The organism is Brevibacterium casei CIP 102111 (assembly GCF_900169275.1).
GTDB classification, from domain to species: Bacteria; Actinomycetota; Actinomycetes; order Actinomycetales; family Brevibacteriaceae; genus Brevibacterium; species Brevibacterium casei.
The window spans coordinates 79,815-95,088 of sequence record NZ_FXZC01000002.1; the positions used below are offsets into that span (position 1 = coordinate 79,815).

Genomic DNA, 15,274 nt, shown 5'->3' on the forward strand with positions numbered 1-15,274 from the left:
ACACCGAATGCCAACCGAATGCGCTCCCAGCCGGGGGCGCATTTCTGCTGTCCCTGCCGGATCCTCCCGGGGGAGGAACGACTCGTGCGCACAGCCGCAGCACTGACCTCGGCCGGGGTGATCGCCGCGATCGGCGTCGTCGCCTTCGGTGAGCTCTCCAGCTGGGCCGCCAGCCGGCGAGGGTTCCCGCGGAGCGGGTCGGAGACGTCGGAAGGCGCCACCGATCCGTCGGCGTCGCACGCCGTCCTCGTCCTCGGGTACCGCAACCCGGGTCCACGGGCGAACGCGATCAACCGCTTCCGGGTGCGCGCAGGCGTGCGCTCGGTCGATCCGGAAGCCGCGGAGTCCGCGCTCGTGCTCTCCGGCGGCGCGGTCGCAGGAGCGCTCCCCGAAGCCGAACTCATGCGCCGGTACGCCCGCGACGAGCTCGGCTTCACCGGTGCCATCCGCCTCGAGACGGCAAGCACGAGCACGAAGGAGAACATCGAGCAGGCGATCCCGCTCCTCGAGGAGGCGACGAGCATCGCCGTCGTCTCGACGTCCCACCATGCCCTCAAGGCACGGATCTGCCTGCGGCGGCTGCGCCCCGACCTCGCCGAGCGCCTCGTCCGCGGCGGCGACTACCGCCTCGGGGAGCTGTGGTGGGTCAAACCCGTCGAAGCGGTCCTCGGACGCCGGAGCCTCCGGAGGCTCACTTCGGCGGGCTGAAGATGCTCGCCGGCCAGATCTTCGCCCGGATCCGTGCGCCCGGCGTCGCATGCTCGGACAGGTCGGTCTGCACCTCGTCGACGACCGCACGGGCCTCGGCGTCAGAGACGTCGACCGGCTGCGCACCGTAGCGCTTGGCCTCGAGGGCGTCGATGAACCCGGCCAGCGCGGTGTCGCGGCGGCCTCCGTCAGGGCCCGAGGGCACCGGTCGACGCAGGGCGTCGAGTCCGCCCGCAGGGGCGAGTCTGCCGTCGGGGCGCGCGGTCGCGCTGTCGGGTCCGGCAGTCGCACCGTCGGGTCCGGGGCCGGGCCCAGGCCCGCCCGTCGCCGGGTCCCCGGCGGTTGGCCCGGCATCCCCCGGAGCGGCGCCGGCGACTGCCGGACCTCCGGCGAGGACGAGCTCGTCGTGGCGCAGGGTGCGGCTCGGGTCGAGGCTCTGCCCGTAGTCGGTGGCCAGTGCCCTGATCTCCGTCCACACCCGTTCGACGTCGACGGGTGAGCCGGTGCGGCGGCTGCGCAGAAGCATCCGCCAGATCGCGGGGATCGCGAGCAGGAGGAGGACGAGCGCGGCGATGACCAGGGCCCAGACGATCGTCGAGTAGTCCGCCGACGCCGGCTGGGCGGCCGCGTCGGTCTCCTCGGTCGTCGGCTCCTCGGTCTCGGCCGGAGCCGTCTCGGCAGCCGACTCCGTCGGCTCCTCTGTCGGCGAGGCCGACTCCTCGGTCTCCTCGTCGGTGCTCTCACTGCTGCCGTCGGCGAGCGTCCACGCCGGCGGGGCGCCGGCCGGTCCGCCGGGCGTCGGTTCGAAGCGGACCCAGCCGGCGCCCTCGAAGTAGAGCTCGGGCCACGCGTGCGAATCCTGCATGGACACGTCGTACCCGTCGCCGGATTCGGTGCCTCCGGCGAAGCCGACGCCGATCCGGGCGGGGATCCCCATGGTCCGCGCCATGATCGTCATCGCCGAGGAGAACTGGACGCAGTAGCCCTTCTTCTCGGTGAGGAAGTCGGAGATCGCATCGCCGCTGGCCTGTTCGGGAGCGTCGAGCGAGTACTCGAACTCACCGCTGCGGAAGTACGCCTGGAGGAGCACAGCCGCCTCCCACTGGTTGCTCGCCCCGGCTGTGACGTCCTCCGCGGTCTGCTGCACGCTCGGGGGCAGGCTCGCGGGCACTTCGAGCTCGGTCTCGAACTGGCTCGAGTTCACCGGAGTCGCCGTCCTCAGATCCTCGACGTTGGGGGTGATCGAGAGGTACTCCATCGAGTACTGCTGACCTGCTGAGCGCTCACCGTTGCCGACGATCGTCAGCGACTCCTCGTCGTAGATCCACCGGCGGTTGAGTCCCTGGGGCTGCTGCGGCGCATAGGGAGTCGGCAGGTACTGCTGGTCGTAGTCGCCGATCGTGACGTCGATGCGCTCTTCGGTGTAGCCGTTGTTGCGCGGCAGCCCCTCCGGCCACGGCAGCCCTTCCGAGGCGATCGCGAACTGGTCGAGGCCGAACGGCGTCGGGGCCCACGTCTGTCCGTCGAACGAGTTGACCGAGGTCAGCCGGATCGGCTCCGGCTCCTCCGCCGTCGTCGTGTAGGAGAACAGCGTCGAGTCGTCCCGGTCACCGAGGTCGGAGCGCAGATCGAGGAACGGATTCGTCACCGTGAGGTCGCCCTGGTTGTTCGAGGCCCGGTCCGGCAGGGTGGGGACCGTCGGCAGGATCGTGGGCAGACCGATGCCGAGGATGACGGCGACCGCTCCGGCGACGAGCGCGGTGAGTCCGCCCTGCCACTTCGCCGCCGGGAAGTACGGACTGAGGATGAGGAGGAGGAAGGCCGCGAGCACTGCGGCGATGTGCCACCAGCGGACCTCGGCGGGGGCGAAGAAGACGGGGATCATCCACAGCACGAGCAGGAGCACACCGGAGACCTTGGGCGCGCGCAGGTCGGAGACGAGGCCGTCGATGAGGATCGTGATGAGTGTGAAGGCGATCGTGAGCATCGCGGTGAAGCCGGGTGTGCTCGCCGCCGGCGGCGTCGAGGCGTAGAGGTCGCTCACCCCGGAGGAGAGGAGGTCGATGACGGCGACGAACGAATCACCGGTGGGGATGACTCCGAAGAGCATCGTGTCGGGCACGCAGAGGATGAGGACGGCGAAGACGCCGACGACGCACTGGGCGATGACGGCGGTGCCGGTGGCCCGCAGTCCGGCGATGCTGCGGAAGATCGCGCCGACGGCGACGATGAGGGCGACGGCGACGAGGACCGGCGGCAGCCAGCCCAGGTCGGAGAAGACCGCGGAGAGACCGATCGCCGTGAGCACCATGGCGACGAACACGGCGAGGGACTCGAACCAGGTCGAGGACTTCGCCTCGGTGGTCTGGGCGAGGTCGGCGGTCATCGGATCACCCGTTTCGTCTCGAAGGTCGTCCACGATTCCGGAAGGTCCTCGCTGAGGCCGAGCATCGTCATGTCGTCGATCTCGGAGAGGCTGCGGACCGTGATGGGGATCCGCCGGGAGAAGTGCGCGGCCATCGCCTCGGCGCGGGAGTCGTCGGCGGCGCAGATGACGACGTGGTTGGGATCGTCATGGGCGGGCAGCTCGGCCCGCCCGGGTTCGATGAGCGCGGTGAGCAGGCGCAGTCGGTCGACGTCCTTCTGCCCGCGGAACCTGATCTCGTGTCCCGGAGCGACGACGCAGACCTCGTAGTCGGCGCGGAGGAAGGCGACGCCGGCGGCTGCCGCTGCGGCGATGAGGAACTCGGTCTCGAGCTCGTCGGGTGCCTGCTCCGGACGATCGAGGTCGATGACGATGAGCGCGTGGAGCGTCTCCTCCTCGGCCTCGTGGCGGACCATGAGCTCCCCGGACTTCGCGGTCGTCGGCCAGTGCACGTGCCGGAGGTCGTCGCCGGGCACGTACTCCCGGGTGTGGAAGTCGCGGGTGGTGTGCCCGGAGCGGATCTTCCCCTCGTCGAGGCGGGCCGGCCGGTTCGCCGATTCGCGGGGGATGCGCGCGCCGAGCGTCGGCACAGCCACGGCGATGGGGAACGACCCGAGGACCTTCTTCTTCGCCGTGACGAGCCCGAAGGGCCCGGCGACGGTGATGAGCACCGACTCGATGCCGCTGACCCCGCGTCGTCCGGGGGTGAAGGAGGTGAGCACGGTCTGCGAGCGACCGCCGGCCAGCGGCGGGACCTCCCCGACGGTGGAATCGCCGAATCCGTCGGCGGCGATGAAGTCGATCGTCGAGGACGGCACCGCGAGATGGCCCGTGTTCGTCACCACCGCGTCGAGCTCGACCTCCTTGCCTTCGGGCGCCAGGGGGTACCGGTCGCCGCCGGGCCGGAGCCGGACCTCGGGCAGGGGGGTGCGCAGGCTCACCGAGATCCGCCGGGTGCTCCACCCGATGAGTGCCGCGGAGAGGAGCACGAGGGCGAGGAGGAGCAGGCCGGCGGGGAGCAGACCGGGCAGGGCGAACCGGTAGGCGCCGACGATGAGCGCGGCACCGGCGATGATGAAGATGATTCCCGAGGTGCTCAGTCGCATGCCGTCACTGATTCGCAGAGACGGGGACCCGCTGGAGGACACGGCCGATGAGTTCGGCCGCGAGCTCGGAGTCGTCGCCGTCGCGGGGGATGATGCGGTGGGCGAGGATGTACGGCGCGAGTGCCTGGATGTCGTCGGGGGTGACGAAGGTGCGGCCCGACAGCGCTGCGCGCGCCTTCGCCGCACGGAGCAGGTGGACGCCGCCGCGCGGCGAGGAGCCGAGCAGGATCGCCTGGTCGTTGCGGCTGGCCTGGAGGATCGCGACGATGTACTCGCGCAGCTCGCGGCTGGCACCGACGTGACGGACGATGTCGCGGGCCTGTCCGACCTGTTCGAGGCTCGTGACCGCCTGTGCCGCGGCGAGCGGGTCGTGCTCGATCTGATTGTCGAGCAGATCGACCTCGTCGGCCGTCGCCGGGTAGCCGAGCGAGAGTCGGGTCATGAAGCGGTCGCGCTGGGCCTCGGGCAGGGCGTAAGTGCCCTCCATGTCGATGGGGTTCTGCGTGGCGACGACGATGAACGGCGACGGCATCCTGTGCGTCTCCCCGTCGATCGTCGCCTGACCCTCGGCCATGCACTCGAGCATCGCCGACTGGGTCTTGGGGGAAGCGCGGTTGATCTCGTCGGCGATGACGATGTTCGCGAAGACCGGGCCGCGACGGAACTCGAAGTGGCGGGTCTCCTGATTGAACAGGTTGACCCCGACGACGTCGGTGGGCAGAAGGTCGGGCGTGAACTGGATACGGCGGACCGAACCGTCGACGACCTTGCCCATCGCACGGGCCAGGAGCGTCTTGCCGACGCCGGGCACGTCCTCGAGGAGGACATGGCCGCCGGCGAGGAGGGCGATGAGGGAGAGGCCGACGGCCTCGTCCTTGCCCTCGAGCACGGAGTTCATCGCCGTGCGGGCGCGGGACGTCAGCTGCTGAACCCATTCGATGTGCTCGGTGCCGATGACGGAGTTGGTCTGCGTGGCTTCCTGGCTGGTCGACATGCGTCCATTCTTCCCTATCCCGCCCCCGGCATCCATTCGGGCGCCTCTCAGGAACTCTGCGGTCGCCGTCGACCTCGCCCCACTCCGCTCCCCGGCCCTGCCCTCACGCCTCCCGGCGGGTCTCCACTTCCCTCCCCACCTTCCTCCACCCCCCGCCCCACTTCGCTCCACCGACCGCCCCACTTTCCTCCCCACTGCCCTCCACCTCGGCGGTCAACCCCGGAAATCCGGGGATCACGGACCCTGACACCCCCGCCGAGGCGGCCCATCCCACCGGGAGACGAGCACCGTCGAACGCGCCGATGGGAAATTTTCTCCACTTTCCTCCACCGGTCTGACCTGGGATTTCATTGGCTCTGGAGGGGAAGTGGGGGGAATTTGCTGGATGATGTGGAGGGAAGTGGAGTAGGGTGGTTGCTATCGGAGCCGATTGGTTTCGAAAGGGGTGAGACGACATGTTCTTGGGCACTCATATGCAGAAGCTCGACGACAAGGGTCGCCTCATCCTGCCCGCAAAGTTCCGTGACGAGCTCTCGCCAGGACTCGTTCTCACCCGTGGCCAGGAGAACTGCCTCACCCTGTTCCCCACCACGGAGTTCGAGGCCGAGCACGAGCGGATCCAGAACGCGCCGAAGACGAACAAGGAGGCACGCGACTACCAGCGCGTGTTCCTGTCGGCGGCCTTTGCGGATCAGCCGGACAAGCAGGGGCGCATCACCGTCCCGCACATACTGCGGCAGTACGCATCGCTCGATCGGGAGGTCGCAGTGATCGGCATGGGCAACCGAGTCGAGATCTGGGACGCACCGACGTGGGAGGAGTACCTCGTGGGAGCGCAGCAGGCCTTCGCCGAACGCGAGAACGAGGTGATCCCCGGAGTGATCTGATCCTGCTCGGGTTCGATCCTTGCCCGCCGTGTGCTGAGATTCGGGGCACTTCCCCGGTTCCGAAGCTCACCCGTCCTGACACACTTCCCCGGTGCCAGGGCCGCGGCGGACAAGGTTCCGACTCCAGCAGGGCACCGAGACCAGAGACGACCACGCACGAAGGACTCCACCATGAACGCACAGCATGTGCCAGTGCTCCTCGAGCGCGTGGTCGAGCTCCTCGGCGTCGGCGTCGCCGCCGCCCGCGACCAGGGGCGCACCCCCGTCATCGTCGACGGCACCCTGGGCATGGGCGGCCACGCCGAGGCGGTGCTCCGGGCCTTCCCCGACGTCCACCTCGTCGGCATCGACCGCGACCTCGAGGCCATCGCCATCGCGACGAAGCGGCTGGCCCCCTTCGCCGAGCGCACCGACATCGTCCACGCCGTCGACGACGAACTGCCGCGCGTCCTCGCCGACCTCGGCATCGAGGCGATCAGCGGCATCCTCCTCGACCTCGGCGTCTCCTCCCTCCAGCTCGACGAGGACGACCGCGGCTTCTCCTACTCCCGTCCCGCCCCGCTGGACATGCGCATGGACCAGAGCCGGGGGAGGACCGCCGCCGAGGTGCTCGCGACCTATCCCGAAGCCGAACTGCGGCGCATCCTGCGCGAGTACGGCGAGGAGAAGATGGCCGGGAAGATCGCGAAGATCATCGTCACCGACCGTGAGACGACCCCGTGGGAGACCTCCGATCAGCTCGCGGCGATGCTCGCCCGCGTCCTGCCCGAGGGCAAGAAGCGCTCCCACCCGGCGAAGCGGACGTTCCAGGCGCTGCGGATCGAGGTCAATGACGAACTCGGCGTGCTCCGCACTGCCCTGCCGGCCGCGCTGGAAGCGCTCCACGTCGGGGGAGTGGCCGTCATCGAGTCCTATCAGTCGCTCGAGGACACGATCGTCAAGCGGATCTTCCGAGCCGGCACCGTCAGCCAGGCGCCGCCGGACCTGCCCGTTGTGCCCGAGCACCTGCAGCCGTGGCTGCGCGAGATCGTGCGCGGAGCCGAAGTCGCCGACGACGAGGAAGCCGAGACCAACCCTCGCGCGAAGAGCGTGAGGCTGCGCGCCGTTGTCAAGATCAGGGAGGACCAGCAGTGAGCCACGCACACGCCGTCGCCGGAGCACCTCAGCGCCGCAGGCAGGAGACCCCCGCATCGTCTCCGCGGCTGCGCCTGCTCAAGTTCGAGCTGCCGAAGTCGAAGCTGCCCTTCTCGCTGCTCTGCATCGGGATTCTCGTCGCCACCCTCGTCGCCGTCCTCCTCCTCAACATCTTCATCTCGAACACCTCGTATGAGATCGAGCGGCTGGGAGCGGAGAAGGAGAAACTCGCCGAGGAGAAGGACCGCCTCGTCGAGGACAACTCCTACCGCGAGTCCCCGCAGAACATCGCCAAGGCCGCCGAGGAGCTCGGCCTCGTCCGCGACACCTCCCCGGAGTTCCTCGACGCGAAGACGGGCAAGGTCATCGACGCCCCGCCGATCGACGAGTCCGGTGAGAAGAAGCCGACAGTCGTCCCCGGCCCGCGCGCCGATACCAGGGAGGACCTCCGACCCAATCTACGATCGGATGAGAAGCTTCCCGTCGTCGGCGGAAGCCCGGGCAAGGACATCGCACCCCCCGCACAGAAGTCCCCGAACTGATCCTCGCCCGCTCGGGGCGGGGGAGCCCCGCAGCCGGGCCGGCGCCCGGAGACAGAGACGAGCCACGAGGTAAGGACGAGGCATGGCCCCACGAGCGCGCAAGGCGAAGGCACCCAACCTGCGCCGTCGGATCGCCGTCGTCGCGATCCTCTCCGTGATCGTCCTCGTCGTCACCGGCGTCCGCCTCGTCTCCATCCAGGGCATGGACTCGATGAAGCTCGCGGAGAAGGCACTGGCCAACCGCCTCGTCACCCGCACCCTGCCCGCCGACCGGGGACAGATCGTCGCCGCCGACGGCACGGTGCTCGCCGACAGCGTCTCCCGCTATCAGCTCGTCGTCGACCAGAAGAACGTCGCCCAGTACAAACGGGACGGCAAGCTGCTCGGAGCGTGGGGGGCCGCCGAGGCGCTCGCCGGACCGCTCAACACCGACCCGGGCCTGCTCTACCCCGAACTCGTCGGCGACAAGCGGTGGAACCCGGTGGCCAAGGGCCTGACCTCGGAGACCTGGCGGGAGATCGAGGCCCTTGACATCCTCGGCATCTCCGCCGAGGAGTACGCGGTCCGCTCCTATCCCTCCGGCGGGGTCGCCGGCAACCTCGTCGGCTTCCTCAGCTCCGACGGCCAGGCCCAGGCCGGACTCGAACTCGCCTACGACGAGCAGCTCTCGGGTCGTGACGGGCAGCAGCAGTACGAACGCGGCGCGCGCGGGGACATCATCCCGCTCGGCGACAACAACATCCGCGCGGCCAAGGACGGCGACGGCATCCGCACGACGATCAACCCGCCCGTCCAGTACTACGCGCAGCAGGCGATCGCCGAACAGGTGAAGAAGCACAAGGCCGAGTCGGGATCGGTCGTCATCAAGGAGATCAAGACCGGCAAGATCCTCACCGCCGCCGATGCCCCGAGCGTCGACCCGAACAATCCGGGCAAGGTCGACGGCACCGACCGCGGGTCGCGCATCTTCACCGACGTCTTCGAGCCCGGGTCGACGGCGAAGATGGTCACCGCCGCAGCGCTGCTCGACCAGGGTCTCGTCACCCCCGACCAGGAGTTCACGGTCCCCGACACGTGGAAGGCACCCAACGGCGAGGAGTTCCGCGACTCCTCACCCCACCCCGACCAGAAGCTCACGTTCGCCGGCATCCTCGCCGAATCCTCGAACACCGGAACGATCCTCGCCGGTCAGGCGCTCACCGAGGCGCAGCGGTACGAGTACATGAAGCGCTTCGGCTTCGGATCGGCGTCGGGCATCGGCTTCCCCGCCGAGACCGGCGGCATCCTCCACCCCTATCAGGACTGGGACGGGCGGACGAAGTACACGGTGATGTTCGGACAGGGCATGGCGGCGAACGCGATCCAGACCACCGACGTCATCGCGACGATCGCCAACGGAGGAGTCGACGTGCCCTCCCGCCTCGTCGACGGCACGATCTCCCCATCGGGCAGGACGATCCCTCTCCCCGCCGACGAACCGAGACGGGTGGTCAGTGAGAAGGCCGCCGACCAGACGCTGGCGATGCTCGAGGGCGTCGTCGCCGAGGGCACCGGACAGTCCGCGCAGGTCTCCGGCTACCGCGTCGCCGGCAAGACGGGCACCGCGCAGGCCCCGTCCGCCGAAGGCGGCGGCTACGACGGCTACACCGCGTCCTTCGTCGGAGTCATCCCCGCCGAGGACCCCCAGTTCGCGATCTCCGTGACGTTGCAGCGCCCGCGGAAGGGCTACTACGGTGGTACCGCCGCCGCGCCCGTGTTCTCCGATGTCGCCGGCTTCGTGATGCGGCACTACAAGATCCCCCCGTCGTCGACGGACCCGAACCTGCCTGCTCGAGAATGGAAATGATGCGCATCTCCCAGCTGCTCCCCGCGGCCCCCGGCACGATCCACGGAGACCCCGACCGTGAGGTCTCGGGCGTCTCCCACGACTCGCGCACGGTCGCCCCGGGGCAGCTCTACGCCGCCCTGCCGGGGTCGAACGTCCACGGCGCCCGCTTCGCCCCCGACCTCATCGCCGCAGGCGTGAGCGCGATCCTCACCGATCCGGTCGGCTGGCGGCTCATCGCCGAGGCGGTCGACCCGGACGCCCTCGCCGCGGTCACCGGCCTCGTCGTCGACGACCCCCGGGCCGTGCTCGGCTTCGTCTCCGCCGCCGTCTACGGCACCGACGTCCGCCCCGAGCTCCTCGGCGTCACCGGGACCAACGGGAAGACGACGACGACCTACCTGCTCGCGGGCATGCTCGAGGCCCTCGGGCGGCGCACCGGCGTCATCGGCACCGTGGCGACCCTCATCGACGGCACCGCCGTGCCGGCCGTGCGCACCACTCCCGAGGCACCTGAGCTCCACGCCCTGTTCGCGAAGATGCGCGCCGCCGACGTCGACACGTGCGCGATGGAGGTCTCCTCGCACGCGCTGAGCCAGCACCGCGTCGACGGCGCCCACTTCGCCGTCGCCGGGTTCACGAACCTCTCCCAGGACCACCTCGACTTCCACCATTCGATGGACGAGTACTTCGCGGCCAAGGCCGCGCTCTTCACCCGCGCTTTCGCCGACCGGGCCGTCATCGTCATCGAGGACGAATGGGGCGAGCGGATGGCCGCGGCCGCGCAGATCCCCGTGACCACCCTCGGCCGCGACGACCGCAGCCGGCTGCGGATCGACCACACACCCGGCGAATCCGACTTCAGCCTCCGCCTCGGCGAGGGAGAGACCATTCCGCTGCGCTCACCGCTGCCGGGGGACTTCAACGTCACGAACACCGCACTCGCGGCCGCGATGCTCGTCGAATCCGGGATCCCGGCGACCGAGCTGAGCGCGATCGGGCGGACGTTCACCGCCGCCGTCCCCGGACGCATGGAGGTCATCGGCATCGCCGAGGACGCAGCGCACGAGCTTCCGCGGGCGATCGTCGACTACTCCCACACGCCCGATGCGATCGCGAAGGCCCTCGCCTCGCTCGACGCCGACAGCGACGAGCTCGTCATCGTCGTCGGCGCCGGCGGCGATCGCGACCCCGGCAAGCGCCACGGAATGGGTGCGGCCGCGGCACGCGGGGCCGATGTGATCGTTCTCACCGACGACAACCCGCGCAGCGAGGACCCCGCGGCCATCCGGGCCGCCGTCAGGGCGGGAATCGATGCCGAGATCGCTGCGGGAGGCGCGCGTGTGAAGAAGGTCATCGAAATCGGCGATCGCGGCGAGGCCATCGACAAGGCGATCGCCTCCGCGAGCCCCGCGACCACAGTGCTCATCGCGGGCAAGGGCCATGAGACGGGCCAGTCGGCGGGCGGCGTCGTCACCGAATTCGACGACCGCTCGAGGACACGCTCAGCGCTGACCGCGCGACTCGGGCGCCCCGAAACAGGTAAAGTTCACAGTTGATATGAAGCGACTGAGTGCAGCCGAGATCGCAACCGCCGTCAACGGCGAGTTGTACGGCATCGACCCCGAATCCCTGTTGAGCGCCGGAGTCGTCACCGACTCCCGCGAAGTCGGCCCCGGTGACATCTACGTCGCCCGCCGCGGAGAGAACTTCGACGGCATCGAGTTCGCCGCCGCCGCCGTGGAGGCCGGTGCCGCGCTCGTCATCGGCGAATCCGTCCCCACCGTCGACGACAGCCCGTTGCCGACGGTCCTCGTCGCCGACGCCACCGAGGCGCTCGGGCAGCTCGCCCGCCGCAGCGTCGAAGCGCTGCGTGAGACCGGGGAGCTGCGCGTCATCGCCATCACCGGCTCGGTCGGCAAGACCACCGTCAAGGACCTCACCGCCGATCTCCTCGCCGGTGCCGGCCCGACGGTGTGGCCCCCGAACTCGTACAACAACGAGGTCGGCGTCCCGCTCACCGCGTTGCGCGCCGACGAGGAGACGCAGTTCCTCGTCCTCGAGATGGGCGCTCGCTCGATCGGCAACCTCGCCTACCTCACGAGCCTCATCCGGCCCGACATCGCCGTCGAACTCGCCGTGGGCACCGCCCACTCGGGCGTGTTCGGCTCGATCGACAACACGGCCCGGGCGAAGGCCGAACTCGTCGAATCGCTCGTCGCGGGCTCGACGGCGGTGCTCAACGCCGACGACTCCCGCGTCGCGGCGATGCGCGAGGTGCTCGCCGCAGACGTCGAAACGCTGTGGTTCTCCCAGCGGGAATCCCTGCCCGAATGGGTCGGTGCCGACGACCGCATCGTCCGCGCGACCGGGATCTCCACCGACTCCTCCGGCCACCCCTCGTTCGCCCTCCATCTGCCCGGCGAGGAGCCGCAGGAGGTGCGTCTCGCGCTCGTCGGCGAGCACCACGTCGGCAACGCCCTGGCCGCGGCCGCCGTGGCCTTCGCCTGCGGAGTCGGGGTGAAGTCGATCGTCACCACGCTCGCGACCTCCTCGGCGGCGAGCCGCTGGCGGATGGAGCTCATCGACTCGCCTTCGGGCGTGACCGTGCTCAACGACGCCTACAACGCCAACCCGGAGTCGATGCGCGCCTCGCTCAAGACGCTCGCGGCGATGGGCCGCGGCGACGAGGACAGCCGCCCCCGCCGGACCTTCGCCGTGCTCGGCGAGATGCTCGAACTCGGCGACGAGAGCGTGTCCGCGCACTCCGACATCGGCGAACTCGTCGTCCGGCTCAACATCACCCGCACCATCGTCGTCGGCGAGGGGGCGAAGCCGATCTTCAACGCCGCCAACCTCGAAGGCTCGTGGGGCAACGAGGCGACCTGGGTCGCCACCGTCGCCGAGGCCAAGGACCTGCTCGGCGCCGAACTCGCCCCTGGTGACATCGTCCTGTTCAAGTCCTCCCGCGACGCCGGTCTGCGGTACCTCGGGGACGACATCGCCGGCGTCTCGGGGGCCCAATGATCGCGGTTCTGCTCGCAGCCTGTGTCAGCCTCTTCCTCGCGCTCGTCGGCACCCCGCTGTTCATCCGGGTCCTCGTCAAGCGCGGCTACGGGCAGTTCGTCCGCGATGACGGTCCGACCACGCATGCGACGAAGCGCGGCACCCCGACGATGGGCGGCGTCGTCATCATCGGCGCCGCGATCATCGCCTACCTGCTCGGCCACCTCCTCACCGGCTCGGTGCCCACCGCCTCGGGACTCCTCGTCCTCTGGCTCGCCGCGGGCCTCGGCGTCGTCGGCTTCCTCGACGACTTCATCAAGATCAAGAAGCAGCGCTCGCTCGGTCTGCGGCCGGTGCCGAAGCTGCTCGGGCAGGCCTTCGTCGGCATCTCCTTCGCCGTCCTCGCCCTCCAGTTCCCCAACGCCTTCGAAGAGACCCCGGCGTCGACGAAGATCTCCTTCATCCGCGACACCAACCTCGACCTCGCCTTCGCCGGCGGCGTCCTCGGCCTCATCCTCTTCGTCATCTGGGCGAACCTCATCGTCACGGCCGTCTCGAACGCCGTCAACCTCACCGACGGACTCGACGGTCTCGCCGCGGGCGCCTCGGCGGTCGTCTTCGCCGCCTACGTCGTCATCGGCACGTGGCAGTCGACGCAGAACTGCAACCTCATGTCCGAGGCGACGAACGCGTGCTACTACATGCGCGACCCCCGCGACCTCGCGATGGTCGCCGGCGCCATGGCCGCCGCGTGCTTCGGCTTCCTGTGGTGGAACACCTCACCGGCGAAGATCTTCATGGGCGACACCGGATCGCTGGCGATCGGCGGCGCGATCGCGGGTCTGGCGATCATGTCGCGCACCGAGCTGCTCCTCCTCGTCATCGGCGGACTCTTCGTCATCATCACGCTCTCGGTGATCATCCAGGTCGCCTCGTTCAAGACGACAGGCAAGCGCGTCTTCCGGATGGCCCCGCTGCAGCACCACTTCGAACTCAAGGGCTGGGCCGAGGTGACGATCGTCGTCCGCTTCTGGATCATCGCCGCACTCTTCGTCATCGCCGGCATCTGCCTCTTCTACGCCGAATGGGTCGCCCGCGTTGGCCACTGACCCCGACCTGAACTATCCGCTCGCCGACCGGGTCCCCGCGGCCCTGTCCGGACCGAGTTCGTCCCTGGCCGGACTGCGGATCCTCGTCACCGGACTCGGCGTCACCGGCTTCCCCGCCGCCGTCCACCTCGGCGAACGCGGTGCCGAGGTCGTCGTCATCGACGGCGACACGACCCGCGACCTCAGCGAGAAGACCGGGATCCTCGAGGTCTTCGACGTCGACATCCGACGCGGACCGGCGGCAGTGGCGGACCTGCCCGAGGGACGGTTCGACCTCGTCGTCACCTCACCGGGCTGGAAGCCCGAGCAGCCCGTGCTCGCCGCGGCGATCGCCGCAGGGATCCCCGTCATCGGTGAGGTCGAGCTCGCCTGGCGCATCCGCGGGACCAACGACGCGAAATGGCTCGCGATCACCGGCACGAACGGCAAGACGACCACGACGACGATGCTCGAATCGATGCTGCTCGCCGCCGGGCTGCGCGCCCGGGCCTGCGGCAACATCGGCACGCCGCTGCTCGAAGCCGTCCTCGAACCCGGACTCGAGGTGCTCGCGATCGAACTCTCGAGCTTCCAGCTCCACTGGGAGTTCTCGATGTCGGCGACCTCCGCCGTCGTCCTCAACCTCGCCCCCGACCACATCGACTGGCACGGCAGCGCCGAGGCGTACGCCGCCGACAAGGCGAAGATCTACCACGACGTGTCCACCGCGTGCGTCTACAACGTCGCCGACGAGGCGACCCTGCGCATGGTCGAGGACGCCGACGTCGTCGCCGGGGCCCGGGCGATCGGCTTCACCACGGAGATCCCCCGCGCCGGTGAGCTCGGCGTCGTCGACGAGCGCCTCGTCGACCGGGCCTTCATCCCGCAGCGCTACACCGCCGCGGCCGAACTCGCCTCGCTCAGCGACGTCGCGCAGGCCGCCGGCACCCCGGGCAGACGACCCGCCGATCACCAGATCGCCAACGCCCTGGCCGCAGCGGCCCTTGCCCGCAGCATCGACGTGCCCGGTCAGGCGATCGCGCAGGGGCTGCGCGATCACGCCCCGGGCGCCCACCGGATGGTCACCGTCGCGGAGGCCGACGGGGTGAGCTGGGTCGACGACTCGAAGGCGACGAACACCCACGCCGCCGACGCCTCGCTGTCCAGCCTCGAGTCGATCGTCTGGATCGCCGGCGGCCTGCCGAAGGGCGCCGACTTCACCGATCTGCTCTCCCGGCACGGCCAGCGGCTCAAGTCTCTCGTCCTCATCGGCGCCGACGACACCGCGCTGCGCCAGGCGGCGATCGCGGCGGTCCCCGACCTCGAGATCGTGCGCATCGACCCGAATCTCGCCGACGACCCGAACGATCCCACCGTCGCCCCCCGTGAGCGGGGAGCTGCGGTCATGGACGCCGCGGTCGCCGCGGCAGTCGACATCGCCTCGGCCGGGGACACCGTGCTCCTCGCCCCGGCCGCCGCGAGCATGGACCAGTTCCTCGACTACACCACCCGGGGCGACCTCTTCGCCCGCGCCGTCCACGCCCGCACGGAGGCCTGAC

The 15,274-nt window shown here is 69.8% G+C and carries 12 protein-coding genes; 9 read left to right on the top strand and 3 right to left on the bottom strand.

The window, feature by feature from the left end; genetic code table 11:
• Positions 1-84: 84 nt before the first annotated feature.
• Positions 85-708 (top strand): YdcF family protein, encoded by a 624-nt coding sequence (locus tag BC102111_RS04040; RefSeq protein WP_009379964.1) that lies wholly within the window; start codon positions 85-87, stop codon positions 706-708.
• Here BC102111_RS04040 and BC102111_RS04045 read toward each other — a convergent pair.
• The 3 genes from BC102111_RS04045 to BC102111_RS04055 are packed head-to-tail and all read right to left on the bottom strand — an operon-like array spanning position 692 to position 5,233.
• Complete coding sequence (locus tag BC102111_RS04045) at positions 692-3,127, bottom strand: transglutaminase TgpA family protein (protein WP_232252590.1); 2,436 nt, start codon at positions 3,125-3,127, stop codon at positions 692-694. The two genes, BC102111_RS04040 and BC102111_RS04045, sit on opposite strands and share 17 nt — an antisense overlap.
• Positions 3,091-4,239 (bottom strand): DUF58 domain-containing protein, encoded by a 1,149-nt coding sequence (locus BC102111_RS04050; protein ID WP_101623678.1) that lies wholly within the window; start codon positions 4,237-4,239, stop codon positions 3,091-3,093. Before BC102111_RS04050 ends, BC102111_RS04045 begins: the two co-directional genes overlap by 37 nt.
• 4 nt (positions 4,240-4,243) lie before the next feature.
• Positions 4,244-5,233: an AAA family ATPase gene (locus tag BC102111_RS04055; protein WP_063250842.1), complete on the bottom strand. Its 990-nt coding sequence runs from the start codon at positions 5,231-5,233 to the stop codon at positions 4,244-4,246.
• Positions 5,234-5,688: 455 nt separating this feature from the next.
• On the opposite strand from BC102111_RS04055, the gene mraZ reads away from it, so the two are divergent.
• The 8 genes from mraZ to murD all read left to right on the top strand — a co-directional run bounded on the left by mraZ (position 5,689) and on the right by murD (position 15,273).
• Positions 5,689-6,120: a division/cell wall cluster transcriptional repressor MraZ gene (mraZ, locus tag BC102111_RS04060; protein ID WP_040342214.1), complete on the top strand. Its 432-nt coding sequence runs from the start codon at positions 5,689-5,691 to the stop codon at positions 6,118-6,120.
• Positions 6,121-6,291: 171 nt separating this feature from the next.
• The gene (gene rsmH / locus BC102111_RS04065) at positions 6,292-7,254 is read left to right on the top strand and encodes a 16S rRNA (cytosine(1402)-N(4))-methyltransferase RsmH (protein ID WP_063250878.1); all 963 of its coding nucleotides are present in this window, start codon (positions 6,292-6,294) and stop codon (positions 7,252-7,254) included.
• On the top strand, positions 7,251-7,796 hold the full coding sequence (gene ftsL / locus BC102111_RS04070) for a cell division protein FtsL (protein WP_101623679.1): 546 nt from the start codon (positions 7,251-7,253) through the stop codon (positions 7,794-7,796). Before rsmH ends, ftsL begins: the two co-directional genes overlap by 4 nt.
• A gap of 82 nt (positions 7,797-7,878) precedes the next feature.
• A complete protein-coding gene (locus tag BC102111_RS04075) occupies positions 7,879-9,642 on the top strand; it encodes a peptidoglycan D,D-transpeptidase FtsI family protein (RefSeq protein WP_101623680.1) in 1,764 nt (587 codons plus the stop codon).
• On the top strand, positions 9,639-11,180 hold the full coding sequence (locus BC102111_RS04080) for a UDP-N-acetylmuramoyl-L-alanyl-D-glutamate--2,6-diaminopimelate ligase (protein WP_063250876.1): 1,542 nt from the start codon (positions 9,639-9,641) through the stop codon (positions 11,178-11,180). The genes BC102111_RS04075 and BC102111_RS04080 overlap by 4 nt, the downstream gene beginning before the upstream one ends.
• A 1-nt stretch (position 11,181) precedes the next feature.
• On the top strand, positions 11,182-12,648 hold the full coding sequence (locus BC102111_RS04085) for a UDP-N-acetylmuramoyl-tripeptide--D-alanyl-D-alanine ligase (protein WP_063250875.1): 1,467 nt from the start codon (positions 11,182-11,184) through the stop codon (positions 12,646-12,648).
• Positions 12,645-13,736, top strand: a complete 1,092-nt coding sequence (gene mraY, locus BC102111_RS04090; protein WP_009379937.1) for a phospho-N-acetylmuramoyl-pentapeptide-transferase — start codon at positions 12,645-12,647, stop codon at positions 13,734-13,736. The genes BC102111_RS04085 and mraY overlap by 4 nt, the downstream gene beginning before the upstream one ends.
• Positions 13,726-15,273 carry a UDP-N-acetylmuramoyl-L-alanine--D-glutamate ligase gene (gene murD, locus BC102111_RS04095; RefSeq protein ID WP_101623681.1) on the top strand — a complete coding sequence of 516 codons (1,548 nt, stop codon included), beginning with the start codon at positions 13,726-13,728 and terminating at the stop codon, positions 15,271-15,273. The genes mraY and murD overlap by 11 nt, the downstream gene beginning before the upstream one ends.
• The last annotated feature ends 1 nt before the right edge of the window (position 15,274 follow it).

Bases quoted from the DNA above. Each gene is read 5' to 3' on its own strand.
- BC102111_RS04050 (WP_101623678.1), bottom strand. From the start codon at position 4,239: ATGCGACTGAGCACCTCGGGAATCATCTTCATCATCGCCGGTGCCGCG.
- BC102111_RS04055 (WP_063250842.1), bottom strand. From the start codon at position 5,233: ATGTCGACCAGCCAGGAAGCCACGCAGACCAACTCCGTCATCGGCACC.
- mraZ (WP_040342214.1), top strand. From the start codon at position 5,689: ATGTTCTTGGGCACTCATATGCAGAAGCTCGACGACAAGGGTCGCCTC.
- rsmH (WP_063250878.1), top strand. From the start codon at position 6,292: ATGAACGCACAGCATGTGCCAGTGCTCCTCGAGCGCGTGGTCGAGCTC.
- BC102111_RS04075 (WP_101623680.1), top strand. From the start codon at position 7,879: ATGGCCCCACGAGCGCGCAAGGCGAAGGCACCCAACCTGCGCCGTCGG.
- BC102111_RS04080 (WP_063250876.1), top strand. From the start codon at position 9,639: ATGATGCGCATCTCCCAGCTGCTCCCCGCGGCCCCCGGCACGATCCAC.
- BC102111_RS04085 (WP_063250875.1), top strand. From the start codon at position 11,182: ATGAAGCGACTGAGTGCAGCCGAGATCGCAACCGCCGTCAACGGCGAG.
- mraY (WP_009379937.1), top strand. From the start codon at position 12,645: ATGATCGCGGTTCTGCTCGCAGCCTGTGTCAGCCTCTTCCTCGCGCTC.